The sequence below is a fragment of the Acidovorax soli genome, from assembly GCF_014207955.1.
In the GTDB taxonomy this organism is placed as follows: Bacteria; Pseudomonadota; Gammaproteobacteria; order Burkholderiales; family Burkholderiaceae_C; genus Acidovorax; species Acidovorax soli_A.
This window is the reverse complement of record NZ_JACHLK010000002.1, coordinates 244,459-259,705: the sequence shown is the minus strand read 5'-3', so window position 1 is coordinate 259,705 and position 15,247 is coordinate 244,459. Positions and strand designations below refer to the sequence as shown.

Annotated in this window: 18 protein-coding genes; 9 read left to right on the top strand and 9 right to left on the bottom strand. The window is 67.4% G+C overall.

What is annotated here, in order from left to right:
• Nucleotides 1–7: 7 nt before the first annotated feature.
• Nucleotides 8–511, top strand: a complete 504-nt coding sequence (locus tag HNP48_RS05725; RefSeq protein ID WP_184855919.1) for a YcxB family protein — start codon at nucleotides 8–10, stop codon at nucleotides 509–511.
• 13 nt (nucleotides 512–524) lie between these two features.
• Here the strand turns inward: HNP48_RS05725 and HNP48_RS05720 are convergent, their stop codons facing one another.
• Both HNP48_RS05720 and HNP48_RS05715 read right to left on the bottom strand, forming a co-directional pair.
• Nucleotides 525–2,429: a propionate--CoA ligase gene (locus HNP48_RS05720; RefSeq protein ID WP_184855918.1), complete on the bottom strand. Its 1,905-nt coding sequence runs from the start codon at nucleotides 2,427–2,429 to the stop codon at nucleotides 525–527.
• Between the two features lie 173 nt (nucleotides 2,430–2,602).
• Nucleotides 2,603–3,022, bottom strand: coding sequence for a nuclear transport factor 2 family protein (locus HNP48_RS05715; RefSeq protein ID WP_184855917.1), 420 nt, complete (start codon nucleotides 3,020–3,022; stop codon nucleotides 2,603–2,605).
• A 91-nt stretch (nucleotides 3,023–3,113) separates the two neighbouring features.
• Between HNP48_RS05715 and HNP48_RS05710 the strand changes: the two genes are divergently transcribed.
• Nucleotides 3,114–3,974: a helix-turn-helix domain-containing protein gene (locus tag HNP48_RS05710; protein ID WP_311773805.1), complete on the top strand. Its 861-nt coding sequence runs from the start codon at nucleotides 3,114–3,116 to the stop codon at nucleotides 3,972–3,974.
• On the opposite strand, the gene HNP48_RS05705 is transcribed toward HNP48_RS05710, so the two are convergent.
• Together HNP48_RS05705 and HNP48_RS05700 are read right to left on the bottom strand one after the other, a co-directional pair.
• Nucleotides 3,967–4,572 (bottom strand): isochorismatase family protein, encoded by a 606-nt coding sequence (locus HNP48_RS05705; RefSeq protein WP_184855916.1) that lies wholly within the window; start codon nucleotides 4,570–4,572, stop codon nucleotides 3,967–3,969. The two genes, HNP48_RS05710 and HNP48_RS05705, sit on opposite strands and share 8 nt — an antisense overlap.
• Before the next feature lie 62 nt (nucleotides 4,573–4,634).
• Nucleotides 4,635–5,801, bottom strand: a complete 1,167-nt coding sequence (locus tag HNP48_RS05700; protein WP_260420106.1) for a PQQ-dependent sugar dehydrogenase — start codon at nucleotides 5,799–5,801, stop codon at nucleotides 4,635–4,637.
• 135 nt (nucleotides 5,802–5,936) lie between these two features.
• Between HNP48_RS05700 and HNP48_RS05695 the strand changes: the two genes are divergently transcribed.
• Nucleotides 5,937–6,521 carry a C40 family peptidase gene (locus HNP48_RS05695; protein ID WP_184855915.1) on the top strand — a complete coding sequence of 195 codons (585 nt, stop codon included), beginning with the start codon at nucleotides 5,937–5,939 and terminating at the stop codon, nucleotides 6,519–6,521.
• 61 nt (nucleotides 6,522–6,582) lie between these two features.
• On the opposite strand, the gene HNP48_RS05690 is transcribed toward HNP48_RS05695, so the two are convergent.
• Nucleotides 6,583–6,972 (bottom strand): hypothetical protein, encoded by a 390-nt coding sequence (locus HNP48_RS05690; RefSeq protein WP_260420105.1) that lies wholly within the window; start codon nucleotides 6,970–6,972, stop codon nucleotides 6,583–6,585.
• A 233-nt stretch (nucleotides 6,973–7,205) separates the two neighbouring features.
• Here HNP48_RS05690 and HNP48_RS05685 point away from each other — a divergent pair, with 233 nt between their 5' ends.
• Together HNP48_RS05685 and HNP48_RS05680 are read left to right on the top strand one after the other, a co-directional pair.
• Nucleotides 7,206–7,454 (top strand): GlsB/YeaQ/YmgE family stress response membrane protein, encoded by a 249-nt coding sequence (locus HNP48_RS05685; RefSeq protein ID WP_184855914.1) that lies wholly within the window; start codon nucleotides 7,206–7,208, stop codon nucleotides 7,452–7,454.
• A 69-nt stretch (nucleotides 7,455–7,523) separates the two neighbouring features.
• Nucleotides 7,524–8,027: a hypothetical protein gene (locus HNP48_RS05680; protein WP_184855913.1), complete on the top strand. Its 504-nt coding sequence runs from the start codon at nucleotides 7,524–7,526 to the stop codon at nucleotides 8,025–8,027.
• Nucleotides 8,028–8,033: 6 nt separating this feature from the next.
• On the opposite strand, the gene HNP48_RS05675 is transcribed toward HNP48_RS05680, so the two are convergent.
• The 3 genes from HNP48_RS05675 to HNP48_RS05665 are packed head-to-tail and all read right to left on the bottom strand — an operon-like array spanning nucleotide 8,034 to nucleotide 11,304.
• Nucleotides 8,034–9,716, bottom strand: coding sequence for a tannase/feruloyl esterase family alpha/beta hydrolase (locus HNP48_RS05675; RefSeq protein ID WP_184855912.1), 1,683 nt, complete (start codon nucleotides 9,714–9,716; stop codon nucleotides 8,034–8,036).
• Between the two features lie 50 nt (nucleotides 9,717–9,766).
• Entirely contained in the window at nucleotides 9,767–10,777 is a 1,011-nt protein-coding gene (locus tag HNP48_RS05670) for a tripartite tricarboxylate transporter substrate binding protein (RefSeq protein WP_184855911.1), read from the bottom strand.
• Between the two features lie 50 nt (nucleotides 10,778–10,827).
• Nucleotides 10,828–11,304: a DUF3237 domain-containing protein gene (locus HNP48_RS05665; protein ID WP_184855910.1), complete on the bottom strand. Its 477-nt coding sequence runs from the start codon at nucleotides 11,302–11,304 to the stop codon at nucleotides 10,828–10,830.
• 116 nt (nucleotides 11,305–11,420) lie between these two features.
• Between HNP48_RS05665 and HNP48_RS05660 the strand changes: the two genes are divergently transcribed.
• Nucleotides 11,421–12,272, top strand: a complete 852-nt coding sequence (locus HNP48_RS05660) for a helix-turn-helix transcriptional regulator (RefSeq protein ID WP_184855909.1) — start codon at nucleotides 11,421–11,423, stop codon at nucleotides 12,270–12,272.
• A 6-nt stretch (nucleotides 12,273–12,278) separates the two neighbouring features.
• On the opposite strand, the gene HNP48_RS05655 is transcribed toward HNP48_RS05660, so the two are convergent.
• Nucleotides 12,279–12,719, bottom strand: a complete 441-nt coding sequence (locus tag HNP48_RS05655) for an Lrp/AsnC family transcriptional regulator (RefSeq protein WP_184855908.1) — start codon at nucleotides 12,717–12,719, stop codon at nucleotides 12,279–12,281.
• Between the two features lie 131 nt (nucleotides 12,720–12,850).
• On the opposite strand from HNP48_RS05655, the gene HNP48_RS05650 reads away from it, so the two are divergent.
• From HNP48_RS05650 to HNP48_RS05640, 3 genes are all read left to right on the top strand, one after another.
• Nucleotides 12,851–13,756 carry a DMT family transporter gene (locus HNP48_RS05650; protein WP_184855907.1) on the top strand — a complete coding sequence of 302 codons (906 nt, stop codon included), beginning with the start codon at nucleotides 12,851–12,853 and terminating at the stop codon, nucleotides 13,754–13,756.
• An 85-nt stretch (nucleotides 13,757–13,841) separates the two neighbouring features.
• On the top strand, nucleotides 13,842–14,198 hold the full coding sequence (locus HNP48_RS05645; protein ID WP_184855906.1) for a nuclear transport factor 2 family protein: 357 nt from the start codon (nucleotides 13,842–13,844) through the stop codon (nucleotides 14,196–14,198).
• 176 nt (nucleotides 14,199–14,374) lie between these two features.
• Complete coding sequence (locus HNP48_RS05640; RefSeq protein WP_184855905.1) at nucleotides 14,375–15,247, top strand: helix-turn-helix domain-containing protein; 873 nt, start codon at nucleotides 14,375–14,377, stop codon at nucleotides 15,245–15,247.

Genomic DNA, 15,247 nt, shown 5'->3' with positions numbered 1-15,247 from the left:
CGATCCCATGCCCCTGGAAACCACCCTGCACTACACGCCCGATCTGGTGCGCCATGCCGTCCTTCGTTTCTGGCGCCGTTCGGTGGGGCTGCGCACGGTGCTCGTGACCGGGGCCATGCTGCTGTGGCTGGGCGTGCTGCTCGCGCAGGGCGACCGCTCCTGGCAGGTCGGCGTGGTCGGCACGGCCGTCGCCATCAGCGTGCTGGTGGGCGTGATGGTCTATGCCGTGCACTACCGCAACGCCATGGCCAAGCTGCGCGCCATGGGCGGTATGGCGCGGGCCGCCTTGCGGGCCGACGAGAACGGTTTCACGCTGCAGTCGGAAGCCGGCCTGGCCACGCTGCCCTGGAGCAGCGTCAAGGAGGTCTGGCAGTTCGAACGCGTCTGGCTGCTGCTGTTCTCTCCGGCCCAGTTCAGCACCCTGCCAGTGGCCGATCTGCCGCCCGAGATGCAAGCCCTCATCGAGGCCCGCGTTCGCGCTGCGGGGGGCAAGATCCAGGCGAAGCCCTGAGAGGCAGAGAACTTCAACCGCCCTGCCCGACGAGCTCGCGCACCTGCTGCAGCGCGGCCGGGTCTTCCATGGTGGTCAGGTCGCCCGGGTCGCGCCGCTCGGCCACGGCCTGCAGGGCACGGCGCAGCAGCTTGCCGCTGCGCGTCTTGGGCAGCACGGTCACAAAGTGCACGCGTGAGGGCCGGGCCACGGCGCCGAGCTGCTGGTCCACGCGCTGCATGACCTCGCCCTCGAGCTTGAGGCGTGCCGCCGGGTCACCGAGCCCGCTGGCATCGCGCGCCACGGCAAAAGCCATGGCCACCTGGCCCTTGAGCGCGTCGGCCACGCCCACCACGGCCACCTCGGCGATGTTGGGGTGCGAGGCAATGCTCTCCTCGATCTCGCGCGTGCCCAGGCGGTGGCCGGCCACGTTGATCACATCGTCCGTGCGGCCCAGGATGAAGTGGTAGCCGTCGGCATCGCGGATGCCCCAGTCGAAGGTGCTGTAGATCAGCTTGCCCGGGATGCTCTTCCAGTAGGTGTTGACGAAGCGCTGGTCATCGCGCCATACCGTCTGCATGCAGCCCGGCGGCAGCGGTCCTTCGATGGCGACCACGCCCTTCTGGTGGGCGCCGGTGAGCTCCTCACCCGTGGATTCGTCGATCAGCTTGACGGCATAGCCGTACATGGCCTTGCCGGGGCTGCCAAAGCGCGTGGTCTGCGGCTCCACGCCATTGGCCAGCGTGAGGATGGGCCAGCCGGTCTCGGTCTGCCAGTAGTTGTCGATGATGGGCACCTGCAGCGCATCGCTGATCCACTGCGCCGTGGGCTCGTCCAGCGGCTCGCCGGCCAGCCACAAGGCCTTGAGGCTCGATACGTCGTACTTGCGCAGCCAGCTCGCATCCTGCTTCTTGAGCACACGCACGGCGGTGGGGGCCGAGAACATGTGCGTCACGCGGTACTTCTCGACGATGCTCCACCACACGCCCGCATCAGGGCGGATGGGCAAGCCCTCGTACATGATGGTGGTCATGCCCGCGATCAGCGGGCCGTAGACGATGTAGCTGTGCCCCACCACCCAGCCGATGTCGCTGGTGGCAAAGTAGGTGTCGCCCGGCTTGGCGTCGAAGATGTGCTGCATGCTGGCCGCCAGCGCCACGGCGTAGCCACCGGTGTCGCGCTGCACGCCCTTGGGCTTGCCCGTGGTGCCGCTGGTATAGAGCGTGTAGCTGGGGTGGGTGGCGTCCACCCACTCGCAGGGCACGGTGGCATCGAGGTGCTGGGCACGCAGGGCGGCCCAGTCGTGGTCACGGCCCGGGTGCAATGGCATGGGCGCCATGCCGCGGTTGACCATGAGCACGGCCTGGGGCTTGTGGCGCGACTGGGCGATGGCCTCGTCGAGCAGCGGCTTGTAGGGCACGACCTTGCCGCCGCGCGATCCGGCATCGGCGCTGACCACGGCCACGGGCTCGGCATCCTCGATGCGCGAGGCCAGCGAGCCCGAGGCAAAGCCGCCGAACACCACCGAATGCAGCGCCCCGATGCGCGTGCAGGCCAGCATGGCAAACGCCGCCTCGGCCACCATGGGCATGTAGATCAGCACCCGGTCGCCCTTTGTCACACCCAAGGCCAGCAGCACGGCCGCCATGCGCTGCACCTCGGCATGCAGCTCGGCAAAGCTGTAGCTGCGCTCGCTGTCCGTCTCGGTGGAGATGGCCACCAGGGCCGGCTGGTCGGCACGGTCGGCCAAATGCCGGTCCACCGCGTTGTGGCACAGGTTGGTGGTGCCGCCCGCGTACCAGCGGGCAAATGGTGGATTGCTGTAGTCGCAGATCTGGGCAGGCGGCGTCTGCCAGTCGATGAGCCGGGCCTGCTCGGCCCAGAAGGCCTCAGGCTGGTCGATGGATTGGCGGTAGAAATCTGCGTAGCGTGTTGTCATGGTTTGTCTCCAGCATCTCGTCTGCGCCCCCTGCGGGGGTGCATTTCTGAATTCATAATTATTCATGACGGGCTTGCGGGAAGCTGACGCGCCAGAGGTGCAGGATCAGCAGAGGGTGGGCTCTGGTGGATGCCCCGTGCACGGGGCCTGAGGTCCCATCCCCCACACAGGCCTCACGCAGGCTGCAGACGGGCCACCTGCCCTGCCAGGTAGCTGACCACGGCCAGCGGGCGCAGGAAGATCTCGAGGGCCGTCACGCGCCCCTCGCCATCCAGGGTGAGCAGGTCCACCCCGCGTGCGGCATGCGGCCCCATCTGTCCCTCGAATGGCAGCGCGAGCTGGTGGCCCTCCTGGCTCCACAGGGGCTGGCCATAGGAGAACCGGCTGTACATGCCGAAAGCCATGCCCAGGATGCCGGCGACCTGCTGGCGGCCCACCAGGATCTGGTGGTCCAGCGGCGAGTGCAGCACGGCGTCGGGGTGCAGCAGCGCCGCAGCGGGTGCGAAGTCGCGCTGCGCGGCCATGGCCTGCCAGGCCTCTGCGGTGGCGATGGCCTGGCGGGATGCGCTGGCGGTGGTGATGGATGGCGTCATGGAAACTCCCTCAGATGAATGAGCCCGCATCTTGCGCATGCTCGATCATCGTCGCAATCACCTCCCAGGTCATAACGACAATAACCATTGTGTGCCACCATGGCGCATGGACAGCGCCATTGCCTCCCCATCTCCTGCGGTCAGTTCCGCACTGCCGATAGGCCCCTTGCTCAGGGGCTTGCGCGAGCGCCAGCGCCTGAGCCAGATGGCCCTGGCCCTGCACACCGGTGTGTCGCAGCGCCACCTGAGCTGCCTGGAAACCGGCAAGGCCCTGCCCAGCCGGGCCATGCTGCTGGCGCTGCTCGATGCCCTGCGCACGCCGCTGGCCGAGCGCAACCAGGCCCTGCTGGCAGCCGGATTTGCGCCGCACTATCCCAGCCGCGGCTGGGAGGACGAGGGCCTGCTGGCCGTGCGCACCAGCCTGCGCGACTTCTTGCGCGCCCACGAGCCGGCACCCACCATGCTGCTCGATGCGGGGTGGAACGTGCTGGAAACGAACGCGGCGGTTCCCGCGCTGATGCGGCTCATCGGCTACACCCCGCCGGCTGTGGCCGATGGCATGCCGCTGAACCTGCTGGAGATGCTGCTCCTGCCCGGCGGCCTGCTGGCCTGTGCAGTCAACGGCCCCGAGGTGGCACAGGCCGTGCGCCAGCGGGCGCAGGCCGAGGCGGTGTTCAACCCCGCGCTGGCAGCGCGCCTGCGCGCCTTGCCCGGCATGGGCTCCTCACCTTCACCGGCGAGGCCGGCACCCGCCCCACAAGGGCCGGTGCTGCTGATGCAGTTGCGCTCCAGCGCCGGCATCCTGGCCTTCATGTCGGCCTTCACCACACTGGCGTCGCCGCTGGACGTGGCGCTGGATTCGCTGCGCATGGACCACCTGCTGCCGGCCGATGACCGCACCCGGCAGGCGCTGCAGGCTGCCCTGGCAGCGGCCGCCCCGCCGCTTACTTGATCAGCGCCAGCACATCCTTGAAATCGGGGTGCTCGCAGCTGCCCAGCCACTCGAAGGCCACCATCTCGGTGGTCACCAGCTCGGCCCCCGCGCCGGCCAGGCGGTCGAAAGCGGCATCGCGGTTGCGGTCGGTGCGCGAACCGCAGGCGTCGGTCACGACCCAGACCTCGAACTCGTCCTCGATCAGGTCCAGCGCGGTCTGCAGCAGACAGACATGGGCCTCGCAGCCGGCGATCACGATGGTGCCGCGCTCGGGCGCCTGCTGGGCGGGCTTTTGCAGGTGGCGCGGCAGGCTGCGCGCATTGCCGCCCTGCTGGGGCTTGGCAGGGGGGCGCAGCCACTCGCCCAGGCCTTCTTCGGCGGCGCTGAAATGCATCTTGGCCAGCGTGCGCTGGCACAGCGCGCGCAGGACCGCATCGTTGGCGCCCAGGCGCGAGGGGTTCTGCTCCGTGCCCCAGACCGGCACCTCGAGCAACTGCGCGATCTGCGCCAGGCGGCGCGCATTGGCTAGCACGGCAGCGCCATCGGCAATGGCGGGCATCAGGCGTTCCTGGTAGTCCACCAGGACGAGTTGGGATTCGGAGGCGTCGAGCAGCATGGGCGGTACGGGAATTCAATGGGAATGCCCGATTGTCGCAGCCCCGCCGCCCGGCAGCAGCTTCAGCTGGCCGGTGCCAGCCGCAGCAGCCGCCCCTGGGGGCTGTCGGTGACCAGGTAAAGAAAGCCGTCGGGGCCCTGGCGCACGTCGCGGATGCGCTCGTTGTTGTTCGGCAGCAGCTTTTCTTCACGCTGCACCTTGCCGCCCGCTACCTCAAGCCGGTGCAGCTTGCCGAACTTGAGCGAGCCCACGAACAGGCTGCCGCGCCAGGCGGCGCCATAGCGGTCGCTGGTCAGGAAGGCCATGCCCGAAGGCGCGATGGAGGGCACCCAGTAGTGCAGCGGCTGCTCCATGCCGGCCTTGGCCGTGCCCTCGCCCACCTTGCCACCACCGTAGTTCTCGCCGTAGGTGATCACCGGCCAGCCGTAGTTGCGGCCCGGCTGGGGCAGGTTGATCTCGTCGCCGCCTTGGGGGCCGTGCTCGTGCATCCACAGCTTGCCGTCGGGCGCCAGCGTCGCGCCCTGGGCGTTGCGGTGGCCATAGCTCCAGATCTCGGGCAAGGCACCAGCGCGCTCGCGGAACGGGTTGTCGGCCGGTGCCGCGCCATCGGCCGTGATGCGCACGATCTTGCCGTGGTGGTTGTCGAGCTTTTGCGCGTCGTCCTTGCGGTGGTAGCGCTCGCCCAGCGCCAGGAACAGGTTGCCGTCAGGGGCCTGCACGATACGGCAGCCGAAGTGCAAGTTGCTCGCCACCTTGGGTTTCTGGCTGAAGATGACCTTCACATCCTGCAGCGAACGGTTGTCGGGCGCGAGGGTGGCGCGTGCCACGGCCGTGCTGTTATCCGACGTGCCGGCAGCGCCGGGCTCCGAATAGCAAAAGAAGATGCGCCGGTTCCTGGCAAAGTCGGCGTCGGTCACCACGTCCAGCAGGCCGCCCTGCCCTCCGGCAGCAATGCTGGGCAGACCAGCCAGGGCGGGCCCCAACTGGCCATTGGCTTCGATCACCCGCATGCGGCCGGGCCGCTCGGTGACCAGGAAGCGGCCTTCGGGCAGGAAGGCCACGGCCCAGGGATTCACCAGGCCGGTGGCCACTGACGCCAAGGTGACAGCAGGTGGTGCGGGCGCAGCGGCCTGCGCATGGGCAGCTCCTGACCCCGCACCCGCTATGGAAAAAAGAGCAAGAAACCCCACGGCACGCGCAGCAACGCGGCTTTTCGATGTCAGATACATGTCAGCCTTGGTGGACCTGGGTTCCATGCAACCCATTGGTATAAGGGAGCGGCGCAGGCAAGTCCAGCCCTCACATGAAGGCATACGTGACTTCCCTCACAAAACAGGCAATTTAGCGTGGTACCCTTCGCCCCCATGTCCAAATGGTTTTGCACCCTCCTCCTGGCTTGCGCTGTCAGCGCACAGGCTGCACCATCCACCGACAAGGCGGATGACATGGAAAAAATCCTGATGGACAAGGGTCTCTTGTCCCAGCTCAGGGATATGCAGCACACCGTGGCCGACAAGGCCCACACGGTGGCGGACAAGGCGTCCGACCTCGTGGGCAATGCCATGGGATTCCTTGGCGTGCGCTACAAGCGCGGCGGCAACAGTGCCGAGACTGGCTTCGACTGCAGCGGTTTCGTCCGTGCGATCTACGAGCAGACGGTCGGGCTTTTGCTGCCCCGCCGGGCCGACCAGCAGGCGGCCACCACCACGGTGATCGACAAGAAGGAACTGCAGCCGGGTGACCTGGTGTTCTTCAACACCATGCGCCGGGCGTTCAGCCACGTGGGCATTTATGTGGGCGACGGCAAATTCATTCACTCTCCTCGCAGTGGATCGGAAGTCCGGGTGGAAGACATGCGCCAGACCTACTGGCAGCGCCGCTTCGATGGCGCCCGCCGCGTCACGCCCGCAGCCACGGCTGTCGAGACGAGCACCGCCGCGGCCAAGTAAGCCGCACCACCGGCGACAGGCACCACCAAGCGCGCCCCGGGCGCGCTTTTGCTTTGTGCGCTCATGGTTTGACCACGTAGGTGCTTTCGGTGCTGCGGATGGGCCCGCCCGTCACATTCACCGGCCGGGCGTTCGGGTTGCGCAGGAATTCCTTGGCGGCCGCCATATCGGCCTGGTAGCGGGCCCGGGCCTGGGCTTCGCAGGAGCGCCGCTCGGCACCTGCTTGCGCACGGCACTCCTCCAGCGCGACCTTCATGCCGCCGCCGGCCTCACGGATCGCCGTGTTGTAGCGCTGCTGTGGCGTCATGTCGGCCACGGCCCCGCGCTGCAGCGAGGCCTCGTCCCCCTGGGCCAGTACCTGCGATGGCGACGCCGCCAGCACCCCGGCAACCAGTGCGATGGCCGCCAGCAAGGACATGGGGCGCATGGAGGGGATCCAGGGTTCGTGCATGGCGTGCTCCTTTGGGCTGGTTCTGGGCATTTCCCTGACTCTAGCCACGCCCCGGGCCGGCCGTGATCAGCGGCGCGCGCACGCCCTTGTGCGACCCGTCCTACACGGCCGGGAACAATGTCAACAACTGCGAGCGGTGGATCCAATGCATGCTGTCCGACAGACGGAGGTCCAGCACCCGGCTACAGTCGGGCCATTCCTTCTTTCACCTTTCACACAAAGCGACAAACACCATGTTCTCACTGATAGGAACGCTGCTGATCGGACTGGTCGTGGGCTTCATTGCGCGCGCCATCAAACCCGGAAACGACTCCATGGGCTGGATCATGACCGCCCTGCTGGGCGTGGCGGGCTCGTTCCTGGCCAGCTATGTGGGCGTGGCCATGGGCTGGTACCAGCAGGGCGACGCGGCGGGCTGGATCGCCTCCATCCTGGGGTCCATCGTGCTGCTGTTCATCTACGGGCTGATCAAGAAAAATTGAGCACCGGCTGGTTGCGCTGGCGCCATGTGGCCCCAGATCACGTCAAACCCGACCATGAGGATGTGACCGATGCCCACTGCCCGACAAATGGCTGCCGATGACCCTGCCATGGCTGCTGCCGTTCAGCGCAGCCGGCGCCTGCTGCACCGCCGCGCCCTGGTGGCCGCTGCCGCCAGCACCGTTCCCGTACCGGGCCTGGACTGGGCCGTGGACGCGGCCCTCCTGTCGCGCCTGTTGCCGCAGATCAGCTCGGAGTTCGGCCTGTCGGCCCAGCAGCTGGACCAGCTCGACCCCGAGAAACGCGAAAAGGTGCAAAAGGCCGTGGCCCTGGTCGGCTCGGTGCTGATCGGCAAGCTCATCACCCAGGAACTGGTGCTGCGCGCCGCCCGCACCGTGGGCGTGCGCTTGACCACCAAGCAACTGGCCAAGTACGTGCCCATCGCCGGGCAGGCGGTGTCTGCCGCCATCGGCTATGCCACGCTGCGCTACCTGGGCGAGCAGCACATGCGCGACTGCATCCGCGTGGTGCAGGAGGCGCAGCTCCAGCTGCCCGCCCCTGCCACCAAAGGTTGATCCGATTCACTCCGCTGCACAAGTGAAGTTTGCAGCATCCTCCACGCTGCCCGATCCCTTGTACTTGGCGAACTTCGGGTAGGCGCACAGCGGCCGGGTGCGGTTCGGGTAGTCCGCCTGGGTGGGCAGCGCCTTCGCAGCAATGGTGTCGGGCGCAATGCCCTTTTCCACCCAGTCGACCATGGTCTGGATCGAGTCGAAGCTGTCCGTGGCCGGGCCACCCGAGCAGTGGTTCATGCCGGGCACCAGGAAGGTGCGTGCAAAGCCCTGCGTCGTGGCCATGCCCCCGTTGTTGGCCGCGAGCCGTTCGTAGTAGTCCACCGTGTCCTTGGCCGAGAAGATCGGGTCCGACATGCCGTGGATGAACAGCAGCTTGCCGCCGCGCTGGCGGTAAGCCGTGAGCTTGTCGTCCGCATAGGTGTCATAGATCGCCGAGTAGGCCGCCATGCGCGCCGGGTCGGTGTCGAAATTGAAGGCCAGCGGGTTGAACGTGAGGTCCGGCGGCGTGAAGAACTCGTTGATGAGCGCATCCACCATCAGCGTGATGTAGCGTGCATCGGACGTGGCCGTGGTCGAGCTGCCCAGCGTCCAGGCGCGCCAGCCGGGCGCGGCCAGGCCCGGGTCCCAGGGCTGGCCGGCATACAGCGCCTGTCCGGCCGAGTTGCGCGGGCCGCCGAATACCTTGGTGAGCGCGCCCACTTGGGCAGAGGACAGGCAGTCGGCCCCCTTGGCGCCACTGCATTGCAGCACTGCAGGGTTGAAGTTGCAGGCCTTGGTGTTGTTGACCATGCCGTCCACCACCCCATCGGCCGCATCGCACGAGGACTTCACTGCACCGGCCACCAGGTTCAGATCGGCATTGCTGAAGGCCTGCGAAAGGATGCGGTTGCCCGCAGCGTCCTGTGGCGCGATGGCATTGAAGGCAATGGTGTTCCACATCGCGGCCACCGTGGCACCACTCGATACGCGCATGGCGGGGGCGCCCGCCGTGATGGCGTCGAAATAGTCCGGAAAGCGCTGCGAGAACACCATGCCCTGGCGCCCGCCGCCCGAGCAGCCCGAGAAGTACGAGCGGTCGGGCTTGCGGCCGTAGTGCGTGGCGATCAGCGACTTGGAGGCCACGGCTGTCTTGTCGTAGGAGTTGTAGGCATGGTCGGTGCGTGCCTGCGGGTCGGCGCCGAAGCTCGCGGTGGTGCCGCTGTGCCCCGCGTCGGTGGACACCACGGCAAAGCCCTGGCCCAGCGGCGAGGGCGTGCCGCCCGAGATGCTGGAGCTCAGCGAGGTGTCGCGCAGGATGCCGTCGTTGCCGCCACCGCCGATGAACAGGAAGCGGCCATTCCAGTTGTCCGGCAGGCTCAGTTGAAAGCCGATGGCGTAGTTCTTGCCATCCACCCCGACGCGCGGGTTGATGCTGCCCGTGACCACACAGTGGCCCGGCAGGAAGGCGCCCGTGGCCGCGCCGCCCGGGCGCTTGGTGTCGGGCGGCACATAGCTGGTCGCCAATGTGGTGGCCGCCAGCTTGGCGCTGGCCACCAGGTCGGTACAGGCCGCTGCATAGGCGCCGTTGGCCGGCGGCCAGACGGGGCCGTCGTTGCTGCCGCCGCAGGCGGCCAGGGCGATGGGCAGCAGCACGGCGGCGGGCAGCGCTGCGCGGCGCACGGCACGCGTGCGCAGGGAAGTGGATGGCATGGTGTGTCTCCTTGGGTGTTGTCGTGGTTCTCGGTGGGGTTCTGCCCGGCTCAATCGGCCTTGAAGCCCGTGGCGGCAACGGCCTTGCCCCAGGTCACCGTGTCGGCGGCGATGACCTTGGTGAATTCCTGCGAGCCGGTGCCCGTGACGCGGAAACCGGCCTCTTCCATCTTGGCCTTGCCTTCGGGCGACTGCACGGCCTTGACGATGTCAGCGCTGAGCTTGGCCACGATCTCGGGCGGGGTCTTGGCGGGCGCCACGATGCCGAACCAGGACGAGAATTCCAGGTTGGCGTAGCCCTGCTCCTTGATGGTGGGCACCTCGGGCAGCGCATTGGTGCGCGTGGCACCGGTGCTGCCCAGGGCGGCCAGCTTGCCGGCCTTCACATTGGGGGCGGCCAGCCCGACGCTGGCGAATACGCCCTGCACGTCGCCGCTGAACAGGCCGCCCAGCGCGTCGGTTGTGTTCTTGTAGTGCACGGGCTCGGGCTTGAGCTGCACCGCATCACCGAACATGAAGGCGCCGAAGTGCCCTGGCGTGCCCGCACCGAAGGTGGCCAGGAACAGGCCCTTCTGCTGCTTGGTCCATTCGACGAAGTCCTTGACGTTGCGCGCCGGTACCTTCTGCGGGTTGACCAGCAGCACGAAGTCCGAGGTGACCACCTGGCTCACCGCCACGAAGTCCTTTTGCGGCGCATACGGCAGCTTGCTGTAGCTGCTCGGGGCAATGCTCAGCTGGCCGGTCTCGCCCAGCATCAGGGTGTAGCCGTCGGGCTGGGCGCGTGCTGCCTCGGTGGCGGCGATCAACCCGCCCGCGCCGGGCTTGTTGTCCACGATCACGCCCTGGTTGCCCCATGCCTCGGAGAGCTTTTGCGCCAGCAGCCGCGCCACGATGTCCGGCCCCGTGCCGGCCGGAAAGCCCACGATGATGCGCACGGGCTTGCCTGGGTAGCCGGCGGCGGCATTCTGGGCCTGGGCTGCAGCCCAAGGCGCCAGGCCTGCCACGACTGCAGCGGCCAGCAATGCGCGCCGAGCGGGGGTGGTGGAAGTCTTGTTCGTCATGCTTGTCTCCAGTGGTTCTTGTGAGGAAAGTCGGGGAAAGGGAAAAAATCTCAGGCCAGCTCGAAGAAGCGCATGGCCACGGCATCGGGGTAGCGCGCGCCGGAGCCCACGAACATGCGCTCGGCGATCCAGGCCAGCGCGGGCGAGGCGGTCTCGAAACTCGGGCTGCAGCGGAAATAGATCTGCCCCGGGTCCACCGGCTCGCCGCGCACCAGGCGCGCGATCAGCTCGGGCGGACCCGAGCGCACGGCGCGGTTCTGCACGTAGATGAAATCGCCGCCATCGGTCTCCAGCACATAGCGGGCATCGAGCTCGGAAAGCCGCTCGTTCACGATGAGCTGGAAGTCAGCGCCGCCGGGCAGCACCCGGGCCGTCCAGCCCTCGCCCGTTGCCGTGCCGCCGGTGATGGGGATCAGCCGCCGCAAGCCATGGGCGGTGTGGCCCACTTCCTGGGGCACGCCCACCTGCACGCGCAGGTCGGCAAAGAATTTCAGGCGGGGTTCGGGCAGGGTGGACAGCTCGGGCATGGGCGGTTCTTCACGGCAAAATTAGTTATGAACCTAGCGTAAATCCGGTTGTGTCCGGGGCCTGTCATCCCTGAGGATGACAGCGCGATGACACGGATCTCCCACACCCCCACCCCATGAGGCAATGGCTTCCCTCTTCTCCCCCTGCAGCGCAAGGCCACGGTAGCCTGGCCGTGGCGGGCATGGTGCAGCGCCTGGGCGAGCCCGGCTTTGCCGGCGGTTTGCTGGAGGAACTGGCCCCCGTGCTGCCGGCGGCCTCGTGGTCGGTGTACCGCACAGGCCAGCGCTGCAAGCCCACCCTGTTCATGTCGGCCAGCCGCGGCGTGCCCGACACCACGCAGGACTGCTGGTGGGCCTACCTGTCAGGGCCGTACCGCCAGGACCGCACCTGGGGCCGCTCCTTCGAGGACATGCCCGCCGAGCCGCTGACCCGCCTGTGCCATGTGGCGGCAAGCGAGGTCGAGGGCGAGCACCGCGCGCGCGTGTACGAGGCGCACGGCGTGGCCGAGCGCGTCTCGGTGGTCGACTACGAGAGCGATGGCTCGGTCTTCGCCGTCAACTTCTACCGCCACCAGCACCAGGCAGCGTTCCGCGACGGGCAGATCAGCGATTTCGAGGCCCTGGCCCCGGTGCTGCTGGCCCTGGCGCGCAAGCACATTGCGCTGGCACGCCCGCAGGCCGTGCCACTGCTGCCGGAAGAGAGCACAGAGCCTGCCGTGCTGCCCGCCCTGGCAGCCCTCCCCCAGGGGGTGCCCGCGCTGCGCGAGCGCCTGCTGCGCCTGCAGCCCGACCTGACGGACCGCGAACTCGACGTCTGCGCCCGCGTGCTGCAGGGCATGACGCACGAGGGCATCGCGGCCGACCTGGGCCTGGGCGTGCCCACGGTCAAGACCTACCGCAACCGCGCCTTCGCGCGCATGGGCATCCACTTTCGCAACGAGCTGTTTGCGAAGGTGCTGGGCCGCTGACTGCTTCTACCCCGGCGTGAACGGCGGTGGCCGGCGCCGTATGGTCTGTGCCTTGACCACCGCGGTGCTGGTCTCGGCCTTGTCGGCGATGCGGTCGAGCACGCTGTCGAGCTGCTCGATCGAGCGCACATAGACCCGCGCGATGAAGCAATCGTCGCCCGTCACCTTGTCGCATTCGCAGAACTCGGGCGTGTCGCGTACCAGTTGCTCCACGGCGGCCAACTGCCCCGGCAGCGGCTTGATGCGCACGATGGCCTGCAGCTGGTAGCCCAGGGCCCTGGGCTCGATATCGAGCGTGAAGGCGCGGATCACCCCACGCTCCTCCAGCCGGCGCAGCCGCTCGGACACGCTGGGCGCCGACAGGCCCACGCGCTCGGCCAGCAACTTGAGCGAGGTGCGCGCATCCGCATGCAGCACAGACAAAATGGATTGATCGACCAAGTCCATGGAAAATTACTCCGGATTCAAGCCATGCCTTCGATTATGAGGACTATCTGAGCAATCGACTTGTTTTGACCATTCACCCGGCAGCGCCATTTTTCTACACTCAGTGCATCGGAATACAAGGTGGAACGGTGATGGACAAGAAGACGCAGGGCACGCTGGAGATGGGCGGTGCCATGGCCATTTCGGGCACGATAGGTTGGTTCGTCGTGCAATCGGGCCTGCCGGCCCTGGACGTGGTGTTCTGGCGCTGCGCCTTCGGCGCGGCCACCCTGGCCCTGGTGTGCGCGGCCATGGGCATCCTGCGCGGCGTGCTCACATGGCGTCAGGCGGCATGGGCGGCGCTCGGCGGCGTGGCCATCGTGACCAACTGGCTGCTGCTGTTCGGCGCCTACTCGCATGCCTCGATCTCGATCGCCACGGCGGTCTACAACACCCAGCCCTTCATGCTGGTGGCCTTCGGCGCCCTGCTGTTTGGCGAGCGCATCACCCTGCCCAAGATCGGCTGGCTGGCACTGGCCTTTGGCGGCATGCTGCTCATCGTGCAGGCGCGGCCGGGCGCCAGCTTTGCCGGCAGCAACTATGCGCTGGGCATTGGCATGGCGCTGGGCGCGGCCTTCTTCTGGGCCGTGGCCTCGGTCATCGCCAAGCGGCTCACGGGCACGCCGCCGCACCTGATCGCGCTGGTGCAGGTCTGCGTGGGCGTGCTCATGCTGGCGCCGTTCGCCCACTTCGGCGACCTGCCGCGGGAGCCGCGCACCTGGCTGCTGCTGGTCACCGTGGGCGTCGTGCACACCGGCATCATGTACATCCTGCTCTATGGCGCGGTGCAAAAGCTGCCCACCTACCTGCAGGGCGCGCTGTCCTTCATCTACCCGGTGGTGGCCATTGCCGTGGACTTCATCGCCTTTAGTCACCGGCTGCAGCCCGCGCAGTGGCTGGGCGCCGCCGCCATTTTGCTGGCCGCAGCCGCGATGAACCTGCAGGGCAGCCGGCCGCGGACGGCGGCCACGGAGCCTGCTGCACAGGGCGCGAAATAGACCCGTCGAATAAGCACAAAATATCAAAACCGGCGTTCGGCGATCGGCACCATCGGCAGCTCCAATCCACCCAAGGAGCACCTTCATGGACCACACATTGCAAACCACCTGGGAGACCTATGTCGCCTCGTGGAAGGCCCCCACCGCCACTGAGAAGCAGGCCCTGTTTGCCGCCAGTCTGGATCCACACTGCACCTACACCGACCCGCTGGGCGTGGCCTCGGGTTGGGAGGCGCTGGCAGAGACCATGCAGGGCTTTCACCAGCAGCTGCCCGGCGCCTACTTCGTGACCGAGCGCTTTGCAAGCCACCACCAGCACTGCATGGCACAGTGGAAGATGGTGGGCGCCGATGGCGCGGTGCTGGGCGAGGGCGTAAGCTTCGGCCACTTCAACGGCCAAGGCAAGCTGCTCACGATGACCGGCTTCTACGACACCCCCTGAATTTGGTGCAGCGTTTCACGCTATCTGGCACATAAAAAGTCGTCTTTTCGGCCCTGGCCGCGTTGCAAATCCTCGCGATACTCCCGGTATCGCTGTGGTTTGCACCTTACCAGGACCAAAAATCCGTTCTTTTTATTTGTGCCATCAAGCATGAAACACTGCACGGGCAGCCCAGCATGTTCTACCTGCACCGCATCCAGCGCGGCATCGATTTCATCGAAGCGCACCTCGAGACCGACATTGCCCTGTCGGACGTGGCGCAGGCCGCCGGGTTGAGCCAGTGGCACTTCCAGCGCATCTTCAAGGCCTTGACCAACGAGACCTTGAAGACCTATATCCGCTCCCGGCGCTTCGCCAAGGCGCTGGACCAGTTGCTCCATACGCGCCTGGGCATCCTGGACATCGCGCTGGCGGCCGGCTACGACACGCAGGAGAGCTTCACGCGCGCCTTCAAGGCCTGCTTTGCGCTCACGCCCAACCAGTACCGCAAGTTCGGCAGGCGCAGCCTCTTCGTCAAGAAGGTGCAGTTCGATGAAGACTACCTGCGCCAGCTGGACCGCAATCTGTCGCTCACCCCGGACATCCGCGAGCGCCCGCCGCTGCAGCTGGTGGGCCTGGCCACCCATTTCTATGGGGCAGATTCGGACAAGGACAACCTGGGCCAGAAGCTGCCCCCGCTGTGGGCGAGCTTCATGCCCCGGCTGGCGGAGATTGCGCACCGGGTGCCCGGGGTCTGCTACGGCGTGGTGAGCCAGACGGCGAGCGACTCCGACCTGCTGCTCTACCACGCCGCCATCGAGGTCTCGCACGCGGGCACCTTGCCCGAAGGCATGGTGCACTTCGAAGTGCCCGCGGCCCGCTACGCCAGCTTCGAGCACCGGGGCGCCCCGGAGAACCTGAACCACACGGTGAACTACATCTACGCCAACTGGCTGGCGGGGTCCGAACAGCGCCACAGCGGCGGTGCCGACCTGGAGATCTACGGGCCCGCCTACCAGGGCGGATCGGACGCGTCCGTGATGCACTACGCCGTGCCCGTGCTCGGGTAG